The organism is Qipengyuania triglochinis (assembly GCF_054655615.1).
In genome coordinates, this window is the sequence record NZ_BAAHND010000001.1 from 142,094 (window position 1) to 155,935 (window position 13,842).

Consider the following 13,842-nt stretch of genomic DNA (forward strand, 5'->3'; position numbering starts at 1 on the left):
CAGAACCGGACATTGGCAGGGGCCGCGCGATCAATCGCCGCGGCCCCTTGCATTTGGGACGGGTTTTTTATCTCCAGGGGTGTGCTCCATGTGCTCCACCCTTCAGATTGAGGCGCATGAAACTGAACGCGGCGCACTGTACACAGCTTAGCCCCCACCGGGCGTTGCACCTTGCAAAGTCGCTACCCATATCTGGTGCCGACACGACGGCCCCCGACCCGGGCCGCAGATGGACAGAATGCATATGACAGAGACGTTTCCCCTCCTTCCCCTGCGCGACATCGTGGTTTTCCCCGGCATGGTCGTTCCCCTGTTCGTGGGGCGCGACAAGTCGGTAGCGGCGCTGGAAGTCGCCATGGAAGGTTCGAAGGACATCTTCCTTCTCTCGCAGCTCGATCCGGGCTGTGATGATCCCGAAGGCCGCGACCTCTACGATACCGGCGTGATCGCACAGGTGCTGCAGCTGCTGAAGCTGCCCGATGGGACGGTGCGTGTGCTGGTCGAAGGACAGGCGCGCGCCAAGCTCAACGAATTGCGCACGGTGGGCGAGTATGTCGCCGCCGAAGTCACCGAGATCGAGGAACCGACCACGTCGGGCACCGAAATCAGCGCGATGATGCGCCAGGTGGTCGAACAGTTCGGCGAATACGCCAAGCTCAACAAGAAGATCGGCGAAGATGCGGCAGAGCAGCTTGGCGAGATCGACGATGCCGGCGATCTGGCCGATACCATCGCCGCCGCGATTCAGGCCAAGGTATCCGACAAGCAGTCCTTGCTGGTCGAACCCGATCCGCTGAAGCGGCTGGAAATGGTCATGTCCTTCATGGAAGGCGAGCTGTCGGTTCTTCAGGTCGAACGCCGCATTCGTGGCCGCGTGAAGCGCCAGATGGAAAAGACCCAGCGCGAATACTACCTCAACGAACAGCTGAAAGCGATCCAGAACGAACTGGGCGATGGCGACGAGGACGGCGGCAACGAGATCGCCGAACTGACCGAGAAGATCGGCAAGACCAAGCTTTCGAAGGAAGCGCGCGCCAAGGCGGAAAGCGAGCTGAAAAAGCTCAAGGCCATGCAGCCGATGAGCGCCGAAGCGACGGTCATCCGCAACTATCTCGACGTGCTGCTCGGCCTGCCGTGGGGCAAGAAGAGCAAGGTCAAGAAGGACATCGGCGAAGCGCAGGAGATCCTCGATGCGGATCACTATGCGCTGGAGAAGGTCAAGGACCGGATCATCGAATACCTCGCCGTGCAGGCGCGGACCAACAAGCTGAAGGGCCCGATCCTGTGCCTCGTCGGCCCTCCGGGCGTCGGCAAAACCAGTCTCGGCAAGTCGATCGCCAAGGCGACCGGGCGCGAATTCGTACGCCAGTCACTCGGCGGCGTTCGCGACGAGGCCGAGATCCGTGGCCACCGACGCACCTACATCGGCTCGCTGCCAGGCAAGATCGTCACCAATCTGAAGAAGGCCGGAAAGAGCAATCCGCTCTTCCTGCTCGACGAGATCGACAAGCTGGGGCAGGACTTTCGCGGCGATCCGGCTTCGGCCCTGCTCGAAGTGCTGGACCCCGAACAGAACAGCAAGTTCCAGGATCACTATCTGGAGCTCGATCTGGATCTGTCGGACATCATGTTCGTCACCACGGCCAACAGCCTCAACCTGCCGCAGCCGCTACTGGACCGGATGGAGATCATCCGGCTGGAAGGTTACACGGAAGACGAGAAGGTCGAGATTGCGACCCGCCATCTGCTGCAGAAGCAGATCAAGGATCATGGCCTGAAGGACGGCGAATTCGAGCTGACCGAAGACGGACTGCGCGACCTTATCCGCTATTACACGCGTGAAGCGGGCGTCCGTACGCTGGAGCGTGAGTTGGCGCGGCTGGCCCGCAAGAGCTTGCGCCGTATCCTAGAAGGTAAGGCGACCAGCGTGAAGATCACGCCGGAAAACCTCTCCGACTTCGCCGGTGTGCGCAAGTTCAAGCACGGCATGGGCGAAGAAGAAGCACAGGTCGGGGCCGTGACCGGTCTCGCTTGGACGGAGGTGGGCGGCGAATTGCTGACCATCGAAAGCGTGACCACGCCGGGCAAGGGCGAAATCAAGACCACCGGCAAGCTGGGCGAAGTGATGAACGAAAGCGTCGCCGCGGCCTTCAGTTTCGTGAAGGCGCGCGCCCCGCATTACGGCATCAAGCCCAGCATCTTCCAGCGCAAGAACATCCACATCCACCTTCCCGAAGGCGCCGTGCCCAAGGATGGCCCCAGCGCGGGTATCGGTATGGTGACCTCGATCGTCTCGACCCTGTCGGGCGTTCCGGTACGGCCCGATGTGGCGATGACCGGCGAAGTCACCTTGAGAGGCCGGGTGCTCCCCATCGGCGGCTTGAAGGAGAAACTCCTCGCGGCGCTTCGTGGCGGCATCAAGAAGGTGCTGATCCCGGAAGAGAACGTGAAGGATCTCGCCGAGATACCCGAGAATGTGAAGCAGGGTCTCGAGATCGTGGCGGTCAGCCATGTCGACGAGGTGCTGGAGCATGCGCTGACTTCGGTTCCCGCACCCATCGAGTGGACCGAGGCCGACGATCTCGCCAGCCAGCCTGGCCACCCACAGGTCGGTAGTTCGGCGCCGACTGCGCATTAACATATGACACGATGTGCCGCAGCGATTTGCTCGCTGCGGCACATCAAATGCCCGTTTTGCCGCATAAATAGGTTTTACATGGTTAAACCCGCCGTTTTCAGGGGAATTTGCCTTTGACACGGAGCGCAAAAGGCTCTCAATTCCCGGCCTCCCGGTCGAACTGATTCACCGGATAACAATTCAGAACTCGTATTGAGGGGGTTTCAAGAATAATGAACAAGAACGATCTGATCGCCGCAGTTGCAGAAACAAGCGGTCTCTCGAAGAGCGACGCTTCCAGCGCAGTAGAAGGCGTTTTCGATGCTATCACCAAGTCGCTTTCCGACGGTGACGAAGTACGTCTCGTCGGCTTCGGCACCTTCTCGGTTGCCAAGCGCAAGGCTTCTACCGGCCGCAATCCGCGCACCGGCGAACCGATGAACATTCCGGCTTCGAACCAGCCGAAGTTCAAGGCCGGCAAGGGCCTCAAGGACGCCGTCAACTAAGACGCCTCGTTCGACTACAGGAAACGCCGCAGCAGCCACCCGGCCGCTGCGGCGTTTTTCGTTGCGCCGGGCTGCGTTAGGCAGGGCGCTCAGTCGAAAGCAATCAGCGCCGTCGGAGCCTGCTCGGTCCGCGGCGTCACGTCCCACGTCAAAGCCTGCCCGCGGGCCACTGCCTGCGGCCCTTCATCGGTGTTGTTCGCCAGAATGCGGCCATCGGTGATGATGGTAAAAGTGCCGTCAGGAAGCGCGACCTCGGGCATCTCCCCGCCTTCGTCTTCCATCATCATCTGCATCATGCCGGCCACGCCACCCATCATGCCGTGCATCGGATTGGAGCCACCCGCGTTGGCAAAGCCGGGCGCATCCACCCGGACCTGATTGCCCTCGCGCATGACCACGGTCACAAAGCTGTTTGCAACCGGCAGTTTCTCGACGACCGGGAATACGAAATCATAGGTCATTTGGCCTGAAATCGAAAAGTCGACATCGAACAGGCCATCGCCCTTATAGATGACCTGATCCCAACCCCGCTGTCGTGACAGGCGGTCAGCAAGTTCTTGCGCAGCTTCGGGATCCGAAGGATCGATCCCGCCAAACATGGCCTTCGCCTGCTCGACCTCTCTGTGGTTTTTGGCTTCGCGCTCATCTGCCGAAGCGTCCCATTCCGCCCTTTGCTGCTCGATCTCTTCGGTTGTGCAATCACGCTGCTCGAAATCGTCGTCCCAGCATTCCGCTTCGAAAGTATTATCGCCCTTGTTCCCCATCGCCGCCAGTTGAGAAAGGGCCAGCATCTGAATCTCACCGTCATAGCTGTATGAGAAAGTACCGTCCTTCATCATGTGCAATTCGCTCGTAAACGAGCCAGGCGACAGGAGGCATCCAGACAGTGCTATCGAGCTTGCGGCGGCCAATGCAATGGCACGGAGTTTTATGGGAACAGTCATCAACTTCCTCTCGGTTCAACCTCAGCTTCGCGTGGCGACCGCATAAAGTGCGACCGCTGCAGCGTTCGACACGTTGAGGCTTTCGATTTCGTCAGAGATCGGCAATTTCGCCAGCGCATCGCAATGCGTTCCGATATTATGGCGCATGCCTTCGCCCTCTGCGCCCAGTACGATTGCTACCGGTCCAGCAGGAAGCGCCTCGGCGAAAGTCGTATCCGTGTGTCCAGTTAGACCGATCCGCCAGTAGCCCGCCTCGGCCATCTCCTCCATCGCTCGTGCCAAATTGACGACCCGGATCCAGGGCAGGGTTTCCAACGCGCCGGATGCTGACTTTCCGATCACTCCGCCCTCGGGCGGGGCGTGGCGGTCCTGCGTCACGAGCGCTGCGGCATTGAACGCGACGGCTGAACGCATGATAGCCCCGACATTATGCGGATCGGTGACCTGATCGAGAACGACGATCGGCCGGGCAGGGTCACCATCGAGCACCTCGTCCAGATACTTGTCTTCCAAAGCGGCACATTCGAGGACCAGGCCCTGATGCGGTGCGTCCTTCGCCACCAGACGTGCAAGATCCTGCACATCGGCATATTCCACAGGAAAATCCGCCGGCAATTCCCCATCTAGTGAGGCAACGCCTTCGCGCGTCGCCCATAGTTTGCGATGCTGGCGTTCCGGGTTCTTGAGTGCAGCTTCGACGGCGTGCCGGCCCCAAAGCCTGACATGGCCGGCACCGGCCCTGCCGCTACCGCGGCCACCCTTCATACGGCCGGCCCGGCCTCTCAATGCGCGTTTGCGTTCGCCTTTTGCCATGCTTTGTGTCCTGTAATTCGATTTGCGTGGCGCTAGTGCCAGTGAGGGCATTGACAGGCAAGCGCCGCTTCGCCAAAGGGGCGCCTCTCGGCAGGGGATACCAAGCGAATCCCTGCATATTTCTCTCTCCGGAGAGAATTGGCGAACTGGTGTGGACAGGTGGCCGAGTGGTTAAAGGCAGCAGACTGTAAATCTGCCCGCGCAAGCGTACGCTGGTTCGAATCCAGCCCTGTCCACCACCCGCCGTTAAGCGGTTGGTTTGCCAGAAAAATCGCAGAAATCAGTGGGTTTCTTCCTATGGGGTGCTACAATCGTAGCATGAAGGACGAGCCATTGTACCTCACGAAAAACAGCCACGGCGTGTACTATTATCGCCGCCCAATCAGCCTTGAGGACCAGTCCTTTTGGCGCGGCTCTAGCGGTACGCCCAAAAAAGAATGGAATAAATCGCTCGGCACGAAGGACCGCAGGGAAGCAATCGCCCGCCTGTCGGACGCTTCGGAGATGTATTACACGGAGCGTGAAGCGCAGTTTCTCCGCAATGGCACCGCTGCGGCTGCCGAGGGGCGCGAGGAAACCGAGGCCGAACGCGAGGAGCGGGAAGCTGCGGAGGCCGAGCTTGCAGCATCCATCGAGCGCAAGGCAGCGCGCCGAGAGCTGCGGGTAGAACGCCGCCGCCGCATGAGCCTGACCACCGCGCAACTATCTCCAGAGGAGGCAGCGTGGCATGACCTCGTGCGCGAGAAGGAGGCAAAGATTGCCGAGCTATTGGCGGCACGGGATGGGCAGCGGGAGCTTAACGAAGCGCTAGAGGCAGAGCATAAAGTAAATGCACCGGATAGCGTAGAGAGCCTCCTAGCGGCCTACGAAGCCGACAAGGCTCCCAAGTGGGCAACATCATCCGCCAAAGCTGTGAAGCCTGTTTTCCGGGCGCTCCGTGAGGTGTTCCCCGGTCGCAAGGCTGGAGGCATCACTAGGCAGGAGGCGCGAGACTTCGTTGCCTTGTTAGAGCGGTTGCCGACACAGATTGGCAAGCGCAAGGAGACTAAGCACCTCACGGTTCCGGAGGCGGTAAAGGCGGGGGCAAAGCTGGGACTGCCAACGCTGCTGCCCAAGACGGTAAACGATGGCTACATCATCCACGCTTCAGCAGTCTGGAACTGGGGCATTGTCGAAGGACTTGTCCCATCCAACCCTTTCACCGGGCTTTCAGTGCATGACCCCGTAGCAGATGGCGAAAGGCGCGATCCGTTTACCCCGGCGCAGCTTTCAAAACTGTTCTCGTCAGAGCCTTGGGAGAGTCCGTGGCGGGCAGGGGATACTAAGCACGGAGCATTTTGGGTACCGCTGCTGTGCCTGTTCCACGGCCTTCGCAATGGCGAGGCTTCGGGTCTGCGTGTCGAGGATGTGTACGAGAGTGATAGCCTCCCTGTGCTCCACATTCGGGAATATGAGGGGCGGACCATCAAGACCGCCGATGCCCGTGCTGTCCTGCCCATCCACCCGGAGCTATTGCAGCTTGGCTTTTTGCGGTTTGTAGAAGAGCGGCGGGCGACCGGGCAGGTCGCCTTATTCCCGGACGGAAAGGCAAACAATCGCGGGCAACATGGCGCAAAGCTGGCAGAGCGTTTCAGCGCCCATGTGAAGGCGTTAGGCTTCGAGGGACGGAAGCTGGGGATGCATTCTTTCCGCCATAACTTTGAGGACCGGCTTCGCGCTGCGGAGCTATCGGAGCGGACAGCTTTATCGCTGGCACGGAGGAAGGAGGCGGGGTCTAGCGGGGCCTACGGGCACGGCCTCTCCACCGGGCAGAAAGCACAAGCCCTAGCTAAGATTTCTTACCCGCAGTTGGACCTGTCGCATCTGGAGGTAGCGAAGGCGGGTCAGCGCTAGTTCTGACCCGCCTCCTGCGGCTCTAGGCTTTCGCTGCGGGGGCAACTTCATCGCGTGCTGCTTGCGTCCCCTGCGGCTTGAAGCCCGTAGGCCCGTGGCCGGGGCGATCCGGGACGCGCGCTGCACTGGTCGGCTCTGACACGTTCGGCTCGGCAGGCGGGTGGCCATCGGCGAAGCTAGCGTCCCCGGTCCTCACTGCCATCGCCCGCATATCCTCGGCCACAGTCGGCATGAGGCTTTGCAGCGCGGTGGGGTCCCCCGTGCTGATGTAGCTGTCGAGTGCCACGTTGTAGCTGGCAATAGTTCGGTCGTCGGTCGCGTCGATCAACTGCCCAAGGCGTTGCAATGGCGCGTGAAGGTGCGGATGGCTGGCGGTGAACTTTGTAAAGGCGGTGTCATACGCCTTGCGGGCGGGGGTGCCCATGCCGATGAGGCGCTCGGCAACCCCAGTCACTTCTCCCGTATCTATGTTAAGATCGTGAAGCTGCACGAGGGCTGCCTGTACCTTGGCGCGGTCGCGACGGGAGAGGGTCATGCGCTCACCGGTCCACGAGTGTAACCCGATTCTTGGCAGCGAAAAACTCTTGGATTGCACCGTCAGCGTCACCGGGCCGCAGCGCCATGATGTCGGCAGGGATAAGCTCCGGGTGCTTCTCGATGATGCACGCTAGAACGTCATGCGGCACCGCTTGGAAGCCGACGACAGAATGCTTTGCGGGGTCGCTGCGGTTGGTTCGCCAATCGAACTGCGGAGCCTTCCACGAGATACGAAACAGGCGATGCAATAGGCCATTGCCACTGTTGCTCGGTGCCTCGGTGATTGAGATTTCGGAGATGCGGGCGTAGCGCGTCTCCCGCTCTTCTCGGGCTGCGATAGCGTTCCGGTTGCTTTCTGCCTCGCGGGCCTCTGCACATTGGTTAGCAAGTGTCTCCATCCGCTCCTTTGCACCCTGTAGGCGCTGGAGAAGGGCGAAGTCTGCCTTGGCTTGGTCAAGTTCGGCAGATAGTCGGTTCAGGTCGGTATTCATGGAAAATCCTTGGTAGTTAGATGTGCGCACGGCTGCGCGTTAGAGGCTCAAAATCAGGTCGTGGGGTGCGAAGGTCACGTGGCGGCGGCCTTCGGAGCTGTGCGCACCTCGCGGCGGAAGGCGTTGTATTCGTCCCGGTAGGCGGCGATGAAGGCGCGATTGCTGCGCTTCGCTTTGGCGCTGTCCCTTGCCCATTCAGGCCAGCGGGAGGCTGTGGCAGAGAGCACGTTGCGGAATACATCGCGGCGGAAGGCGCTGCGGATGATGTAAAAGCGGGCGAGCGCCTCAACTTTCCCGGCTGTGCCGAGGCGGGCAACGATGTTGTCGAATACGGCGCGGCGGCGGGGATCAGAAGCTAGATAGGCGACAAGGCTTGCGCCCCCGAAGCCGGGGGTGCGGGGAAGGTAGGTCATCTGGGGTCCTGTGATTAGGGAAGTTTGAGCGGGTCCACCGCATCGGCACAGACGGGGGCGACGGGGCGCGGCTGGTTTAGGCGCTTGATTCGTTCGGCCAGCGTGGGCTGGGAAGCATCCGGGACCAGTTCTCCCGTAGGGAGATGGTCCGGGGCTGCAGCGGACCGGGGGCAGTTCTCCGGGAGACTGCTATCGGCAGCGGTAGCGAGGGGGCGCTTTTCAGGCTTCGGGGCCAGTTCTCCTATACCACTACGTGGTAGATGGTTGGAGATACTCCCCGCTCCCGATGATAAGCTAATCCCCGTTGCAGACATGAACTCCCCAAGGGCGTCTAACCGGATGCGAATGCGGCTGCCTCCTACAGGGATGCGAATGCAATCATTCCCATTATGCCGTTCGATTGCGAAGATGGCATTGCCGACAATGAGGCTGTCGCCATCGCGGCTTCCCCATGCCCCAAGCGGAACGGAAGCGGCGCTTCCCGCTGCCTTTGCGGCGCGGACTGCCTTACGGACATCCGACATGGTGCGGACGTTGCGCGGGCAGAGCGTGGCCCTCCGGTCTGCAAACACATCGGCGATGCGCTTGAGAGCCGAGGGTGAAAGCGGCTTGCTGAAATGGTTGCCTGTGTTGAAGGTCGTGCCAAGCTTGCCATTGAGGCGGGCGACATCAGCCTTGTTGCTTTGCGAAAGCGCGGCTTCGCTATCGAACCACTGGGTGACCGTCATCGCAAGCTCGGCTACATATCCGCTCGGCTTAGGTACGTAGGCGATGGGGGCGGCATGGATGCGGCAAGCGGCGGCATCGGGGTTCGCTGCCTTGTATGATTTCACTCCCTCCAAGCCTTGATGCAAGGCAATGCTGCGGAGTTTTCGAGTGTGGTCTGTCATGGTGACGGTTGGCGGGTGGGCTTGCCCGGTAGTTTGATGGCTGATGCCTTCGGGCACCAGCGGGGATGTGTTTGACATGTTCTCCTATTGTAGGCGGGAATATCGCCGGAAGTGTTATCGGGATTTGGGGGGCACGTAGCCGCGAGGCAAGGCTTGGTCAGGGTTGTCCTGGCGGAAGCGATTGAGTGCCTCCTTCGTGGCATTGGTGCGCCCACCTACGCCTCGCTCTGCCCAGTCGGGAAGGGGTAAGTCGAGCACCTCTACAAGGGCGCGGAAAGTGGCGATGCGGTGGGCGTTCCCGGCGAAATAGTCGGCAAGGCCGGGGTCAGAAAGGCGGTCGCTAATACGCATCATTGCGAAGCTATCTGCCTCGCGGTCGTGGGCAAGGTCCATGTGATTTCCTGTGAATGTGAAAATGAGTGTCATTGATTGAGATAGATGGGCCGCGCGTGCGGGTCGGCAGGGAGACCAAAGCTCACCCCTCCCGGCGCATTTGAGCACGCGGGAGGGGGAGCGCATACCCGCACCGCAAACTACTACGGACGCTCGACAAAGGACACGAATGTCGAGGCGGGAGATAAGTAGCCGTAAGGCTTTCCCCTGTTCCTGACGGTATCAAATCAATGGCAGAACTCTTGCCGCCCTACGCTGTAAGCCGCTCCAAGCGCGATACTGTGGCCGGAGAGGGGTTGCCTGCCCCGCCGTTGCTTTCGTCCTCTGTTTGCCCGCTGTGGGCCGCTGGGGCGACTGCGCGCGCGGCCTTGAGCCGCACATGTGAGCACACGAGCCGGGCGGGAGAGGGCGGATGTTACTGCTCTGCCAGTCGGTACACCGTAGAGCGGGCGCACCCTAGCTGCTTTGCCACATCTACCGGGCGAGTACCTCCGTCTAACAGGCGCTTCACCTCTGCTGGGTCCACGCTTGGCTTGCGTCCCTTGTAGACACCCTCCGCCTTCGCCTTAGCGATACCGTCGCGTTGGCGCTCTGCCCGTATATCGGCCTCGAACTCGGCTACCGCTGCAAGGATACCCAAGGTCAGCTTACCGGTGGAGGTGGTGGTGTCGATGCCGGATTGCTGGAGCACTCGGAACCCTACGCCTTCGGCAGTCAGGTCGGCTACAATCTTGTGCAAGTCAATGACAGAACGGGCCAAGCGGTCGAGCCGGGTCACCACCAGTGTGTCCCCCTCCCGCAGATAGTCGAGGGCAGCGATTAGCTGCTCCCTGTCCTGCGTCCTCCGTCCGCTTTTCTTCTCTGCGAATATCTTTGCGCATCCGGCTTCCTGTAATGCGGCCTCCTGCACATCTAACGATTGTCCGATGCTCGACACGCGAGCGTATCCTATATCCACCATGAGCCATCTCCTTTGTCCGATTTGGGTCTAGATGTTGATGCATCTACGTCCGATAACTGGCAAGTCAACCCTAATCGGACATTCTGCGGTGATGGCTGAGACGTCCTGCTAGAGTATACCCAAGTCGGACACGAAGATTTTGGCGGTGATCCGTTCCGTTTTCTATCTTGATGGGAGGGGGCGGGGGGTAATGCGTGTTTAGCTGGTCGGAGGTCCCTCTTTGCGTCGGCACTTATTTTTCAGGCCGGGGATAAATACCCCTTCGTTTTCACATTCCCGATTTGTTCTGATATTAAGCTAGCATTCGACAGTGAGGAAGGGCGAAGTATGACGAAAACTCAGACGATCCGATGCATCAATAAAGATGATCGATTAAGTCCTTTTGAGCGGATAAAGTTTGTGGGTGGGGTGAACCCTAACGGTTCGCGATGGCGCCGATCACAACAGCAGATCGTGGAGGATATAGATAGTGGAAGCTGGCAATATTATGTCGGCGAAGGCTCTAGCAGAGTAAAAGTAGTGACAGCAGAAAGCCCTTATAGAAACAGTTATATCAAAACCGAAGCTGATGGGCGGGAGCCCAATAATCTGCTCAGTCTTCCAGAATGCCCTTAGTCGGGCGTGCGAAGCACTTAACTTTCATTCCATCACGGCGCAGAACCAAGGTCGAGTTGAATGTCGATTTCAATAAAAACGGGGCCATGGGGAGCATCGCTTAATAGTGACGAGGACGCACTTGCTAGGCTCCAGTCCATTTTGCTTCAGAACGCTGAAGGTGCGCGGGGGGGTGAACTTGATATCGAATACCGACAACTTCGTAGAGCGCTTCTGGACAATCCTGAATACAGCGATGTCGTTCCGCGCCTGATCCGCATCCACCGCGACTTGGACAGCTTATGGCCGTATATGAAAAGCTTCGACAGGTCGTGGGAGCCGCGGCGAAAGCACGTCAGAGAAGAAATGGCACCCTTGCTCGATCGAGCGGAGGAGCTTGCACGGGGAGTTGATGCCCCTGCTTCGGGTCTCACTGAAAACATCGGGGGTCAAATCAACTCTGCGGAGTGGACCGGAATCGCATCCCCCGGGCAACGTTTGGCAGCAGCGCGAAGTCTCATACCGATTGCCCAAGGTTCGATAGAGCAGCTTATCGAGCATTTGAGCGTGCCAAATCACAACGGTGCGCCACCCTTGGATGAGACCTTGGAGGCCATTGAAAACCTGCGGGAGCTGCATAGGGCGTTGGGGGAGGTTCTGAACGCGGTTGAGGAGGGCCGCTGGAATGAGGAGTCTGCGTCGGGTCTAGTTGGTGAGGCTTCTAGATATGCTAAGCGCGCGGCCCGACTTCTGAGAAATGACCCGATGCCATACGCCGTATCAGCTTTATTGTTATCCGTTTTGACGACGCTCGGTTTCCCCAACATCGGTGGGTATTTGGCCGGCGTGGCTTTAGCTGTGCGGAAGCCATCCGAATAGCACTGCGTATCGGTTTGCCAAAGTGGAAAGGAAAGCCAAGTGCCCACAGAGTTAGATTATGGCAGCATTGCTGACTGGGTTGCAGGTGTGGGAACACTACTAGCTGTTGTTGCGGCACTTTGGATTGCGGGTGCGCAAAATCGAGCAGCCAAAGCGGATAGGCGCCGAGCCAATGATGAGGATAGGCAGCGCAGCTCTTACATCATTCGTGAAGCTATCCATCTTGGGGAAAAGATTTCTGCCGAATGCCAAAGCATTCTCGATCACGGAGAGGAGCTTGCGAAAGGTGCTGATCTGCCGACTACACCTGCGAAAAAGCAATCAGAGTTTATCAATACGACCGCCACGATTATCGCCAAACTCCATGAGATGCAGGGTTTGCGGCAACAGCTGCTCGCGCTCCAAACTTTCAAATCAGGCAGCGTATCTGCATTCGTAGAAATAAGCCGTCTCGTTTATGAAACCGATATTGGTTACACACGAAACATCGATCCCACTAAAGTGCCAAAGTGGGAGCTTCTGCGGGTAATGCATGACGTTCGCAATCGGATGGAGCGATTGGCGGAAATCAGAAGCGATTTGAATAAAGGTACTGCGCGAAGCTGGATTGAGACCTGACCGACGAGGTAAACCTGGGATGCACAGTTCGGCGGCAATCTATTCTGCATTCTGAGGTTTAGGACTTGAGGAGCTGCTACAATCCGGTATTACGAACCGTCCAGCACTCTGAAGCGAAACTCTTGTTTTTCTGTTGTTTTTTCTTAGTGGCTGAAAATCCAGCCCTGTCCACCACATTTTCCGAAAAGTATTTTTGTTACAATAACTTGAGAAGGTTGGGCAAACCTTTGGTTCTTCAACCAGGCATTTGAGCCTTGAGTTTTAACCTCGGAGCGGCCGATCTAGCCGCGTTTCAAGTATAAGCGGAATTCCGGTAAAGACCCTATTGTTGCCATTCTTAGACTGAGCCACAGTACTGTATGAAAAGAGATCAAGCAGTTCGCTGGGTGCCGATTGATGGTTTGCCAGAGCTTCCTCTGGGAGCTTTAGACCTTTCCTACGACGGGTCGGAAAATGTATTGACGGTTCGCGCATACTTTCGGGACTTGTCCGTAGTGGGCCTCCCCCAGTTTGAGCCGCCCGCTGGTGGAGTTATTATTGCATTCGATAATGTCGAAGCATTCAAAGCCTATGAGGAGTTCGCCGACCCCTTATACGCTGATGATCATGAGGTCCCTTTGCTCGCCGAGACCGTGCCTTATGGCGGGACATGGGGATTTATCCAGATGCTTGATTCTTCATGGCTTGAGCGGCTTGCTGAGCGAAACGGGGTTTGGTCAGCTGATACAGCGGGTCACTGGGTAGTGAAGTCGGGTGAGATGGTTTTGCATGTAGCAACTCAGCCCACGGTAATGCCCACTTTCAAGGGCTGGCTCGAGAAGACTGAGCCGACTTAACTGCCATGTCGTATTTCCACCCAATTCCTGCCCTTCCAGCTTTTCAATAGCCTCTCCCAAAGCGGTCGACTTGGGCGAGGTAAGTCCTACCCGCGAAACCATGGGTGCAAGGCTGGACATCGTTCTTCGGGATCTGGCAGGACTGCGCGGGCGGTTTGGGCTGGTTGGACAACAGCAAATTATTGAATTCGTGAACAAAGAGTGGACCAGCCCTGTCCCCCACCCGCCCTTTACGTCAGCAAGACATCAGCATAGCGTAACGGCTGCCCGTTCTCGGCGATCAAATATGCACTTTTTTGGGGGATGGTGCCGGCTAGAGGATTCGAACCCCTGGCCTGATGATTACAAATCAACTGCTCTACCAACTGAGCTAAGCCGGCCCGTGACTATGTGAGGGCGCGCCTGTGGCCGAAAATTTCCTCTACGTCCAGTCCGATTGCGCGGCTTCCTTCTCGCG

General features: G+C 58.6%; 15 protein-coding genes and 2 tRNA genes. 8 read left to right on the plus strand and 9 right to left on the minus strand.

Translation table 11 applies throughout. The annotated features are described in order from the left end of the window. Window positions 1–244: 244 nt before the first annotated feature. A complete protein-coding gene (lon, locus tag ACYQ0G_RS00755; RefSeq protein ID WP_460098308.1) occupies window positions 245–2,638 on the plus strand; it encodes an endopeptidase La in 2,394 nt (797 codons plus the stop codon). A gap of 212 nt (window positions 2,639–2,850) precedes the next feature. After that, the gene (locus ACYQ0G_RS00760; RefSeq protein ID WP_221541894.1) at window positions 2,851–3,123 is read left to right on the plus strand and encodes an HU family DNA-binding protein; all 273 of its coding nucleotides are present in this window, start codon (window positions 2,851–2,853) and stop codon (window positions 3,121–3,123) included. Between the two features lie 89 nt (window positions 3,124–3,212). Here ACYQ0G_RS00760 and ACYQ0G_RS00765 read toward each other — a convergent pair whose 3' ends face one another. Beyond that, window positions 3,213–3,962, minus strand: coding sequence for a hypothetical protein (locus ACYQ0G_RS00765; protein WP_460098310.1), 750 nt, complete (start codon window positions 3,960–3,962; stop codon window positions 3,213–3,215). A 126-nt stretch (window positions 3,963–4,088) separates the two neighbouring features. Continuing rightward, the gene (gene rlmB / locus ACYQ0G_RS00770; RefSeq protein WP_460098311.1) at window positions 4,089–4,880 is read right to left on the minus strand and encodes a 23S rRNA (guanosine(2251)-2'-O)-methyltransferase RlmB; all 792 of its coding nucleotides are present in this window, start codon (window positions 4,878–4,880) and stop codon (window positions 4,089–4,091) included. 153 nt (window positions 4,881–5,033) lie between these two features. Here rlmB and ACYQ0G_RS00775 point away from each other — a divergent pair. Next, a tRNA-Tyr gene (locus ACYQ0G_RS00775) sits at window positions 5,034–5,119 on the plus strand. Window positions 5,120–5,213: 94 nt separating this feature from the next. Beyond that, on the plus strand, window positions 5,214–6,773 hold the full coding sequence (locus ACYQ0G_RS00780) for a hypothetical protein (RefSeq protein WP_460098313.1): 1,560 nt from the start codon (window positions 5,214–5,216) through the stop codon (window positions 6,771–6,773). A 22-nt stretch (window positions 6,774–6,795) separates the two neighbouring features. Here ACYQ0G_RS00780 and ACYQ0G_RS00785 read toward each other — a convergent pair whose 3' ends face one another. From ACYQ0G_RS00785 to ACYQ0G_RS00810, 6 genes are all read right to left on the minus strand, one after another. Next, window positions 6,796–7,308 (minus strand): hypothetical protein, encoded by a 513-nt coding sequence (locus ACYQ0G_RS00785; RefSeq protein ID WP_460098314.1) that lies wholly within the window; start codon window positions 7,306–7,308, stop codon window positions 6,796–6,798. A gap of 4 nt (window positions 7,309–7,312) precedes the next feature. After that, a complete protein-coding gene (locus ACYQ0G_RS00790; protein WP_460098316.1) occupies window positions 7,313–7,801 on the minus strand; it encodes a hypothetical protein in 489 nt (162 codons plus the stop codon). A gap of 74 nt (window positions 7,802–7,875) precedes the next feature. Then, complete coding sequence (locus ACYQ0G_RS00795; protein ID WP_460098318.1) at window positions 7,876–8,214, minus strand: hypothetical protein; 339 nt, start codon at window positions 8,212–8,214, stop codon at window positions 7,876–7,878. A 14-nt stretch (window positions 8,215–8,228) separates the two neighbouring features. Beyond that, complete coding sequence (locus tag ACYQ0G_RS00800; protein WP_460098319.1) at window positions 8,229–9,047, minus strand: hypothetical protein; 819 nt, start codon at window positions 9,045–9,047, stop codon at window positions 8,229–8,231. Between the two features lie 171 nt (window positions 9,048–9,218). Beyond that, window positions 9,219–9,497 (minus strand): hypothetical protein, encoded by a 279-nt coding sequence (locus tag ACYQ0G_RS00805; protein ID WP_460098321.1) that lies wholly within the window; start codon window positions 9,495–9,497, stop codon window positions 9,219–9,221. Window positions 9,498–9,912: 415 nt separating this feature from the next. Then, window positions 9,913–10,458, minus strand: coding sequence for a recombinase family protein (locus tag ACYQ0G_RS00810; RefSeq protein WP_460098322.1), 546 nt, complete (start codon window positions 10,456–10,458; stop codon window positions 9,913–9,915). A 327-nt stretch (window positions 10,459–10,785) separates the two neighbouring features. Between ACYQ0G_RS00810 and ACYQ0G_RS00815 the strand changes: the two genes are divergently transcribed. From ACYQ0G_RS00815 to ACYQ0G_RS00830, 4 genes are all read left to right on the plus strand, one after another. Beyond that, on the plus strand, window positions 10,786–11,073 hold the full coding sequence (locus tag ACYQ0G_RS00815; protein WP_460098324.1) for a DUF3892 domain-containing protein: 288 nt from the start codon (window positions 10,786–10,788) through the stop codon (window positions 11,071–11,073). 60 nt (window positions 11,074–11,133) lie between these two features. Beyond that, entirely contained in the window at window positions 11,134–11,931 is a 798-nt protein-coding gene (locus tag ACYQ0G_RS00820) for a hypothetical protein (protein ID WP_460098325.1), read from the plus strand. A gap of 39 nt (window positions 11,932–11,970) precedes the next feature. Next, entirely contained in the window at window positions 11,971–12,549 is a 579-nt protein-coding gene (locus ACYQ0G_RS00825) for a hypothetical protein (protein ID WP_460098327.1), read from the plus strand. Window positions 12,550–12,908: 359 nt separating this feature from the next. Beyond that, window positions 12,909–13,385 carry a hypothetical protein gene (locus tag ACYQ0G_RS00830; RefSeq protein ID WP_460098328.1) on the plus strand — a complete coding sequence of 159 codons (477 nt, stop codon included), beginning with the start codon at window positions 12,909–12,911 and terminating at the stop codon, window positions 13,383–13,385. A 304-nt stretch (window positions 13,386–13,689) separates the two neighbouring features. Here the strand turns inward: ACYQ0G_RS00830 and ACYQ0G_RS00835 are convergent. Then, window positions 13,690–13,765 (minus strand) — tRNA-Thr (locus tag ACYQ0G_RS00835). Window positions 13,766–13,842: the final 77 nt, after the last annotated feature.

Bases quoted from the DNA above. Each gene is read 5' to 3' on its own strand.
- lon (WP_460098308.1), top strand. From the start codon at position 245: ATGACAGAGACGTTTCCCCTCCTTCCCCTGCGCGACATCGTGGTTTTC.
- ACYQ0G_RS00760 (WP_221541894.1), top strand. From the start codon at position 2,851: ATGAACAAGAACGATCTGATCGCCGCAGTTGCAGAAACAAGCGGTCTC.
- ACYQ0G_RS00765 (WP_460098310.1), bottom strand. From the start codon at position 3,962: ATGATGAAGGACGGTACTTTCTCATACAGCTATGACGGTGAGATTCAG.
- rlmB (WP_460098311.1), bottom strand. From the start codon at position 4,880: ATGGCAAAAGGCGAACGCAAACGCGCATTGAGAGGCCGGGCCGGCCGT.
- ACYQ0G_RS00785 (WP_460098314.1), bottom strand. From the start codon at position 7,308: ATGACCCTCTCCCGTCGCGACCGCGCCAAGGTACAGGCAGCCCTCGTG.
- ACYQ0G_RS00790 (WP_460098316.1), bottom strand. From the start codon at position 7,801: ATGAATACCGACCTGAACCGACTATCTGCCGAACTTGACCAAGCCAAG.
- ACYQ0G_RS00795 (WP_460098318.1), bottom strand. From the start codon at position 8,214: ATGACCTACCTTCCCCGCACCCCCGGCTTCGGGGGCGCAAGCCTTGTC.
- ACYQ0G_RS00805 (WP_460098321.1), bottom strand. From the start codon at position 9,497: ATGGACCTTGCCCACGACCGCGAGGCAGATAGCTTCGCAATGATGCGT.
- ACYQ0G_RS00810 (WP_460098322.1), bottom strand. From the start codon at position 10,458: ATGGTGGATATAGGATACGCTCGCGTGTCGAGCATCGGACAATCGTTA.
- ACYQ0G_RS00815 (WP_460098324.1), top strand. From the start codon at position 10,786: ATGACGAAAACTCAGACGATCCGATGCATCAATAAAGATGATCGATTA.
- ACYQ0G_RS00820 (WP_460098325.1), top strand. From the start codon at position 11,134: ATGTCGATTTCAATAAAAACGGGGCCATGGGGAGCATCGCTTAATAGT.
- ACYQ0G_RS00830 (WP_460098328.1), top strand. From the start codon at position 12,909: ATGAAAAGAGATCAAGCAGTTCGCTGGGTGCCGATTGATGGTTTGCCA.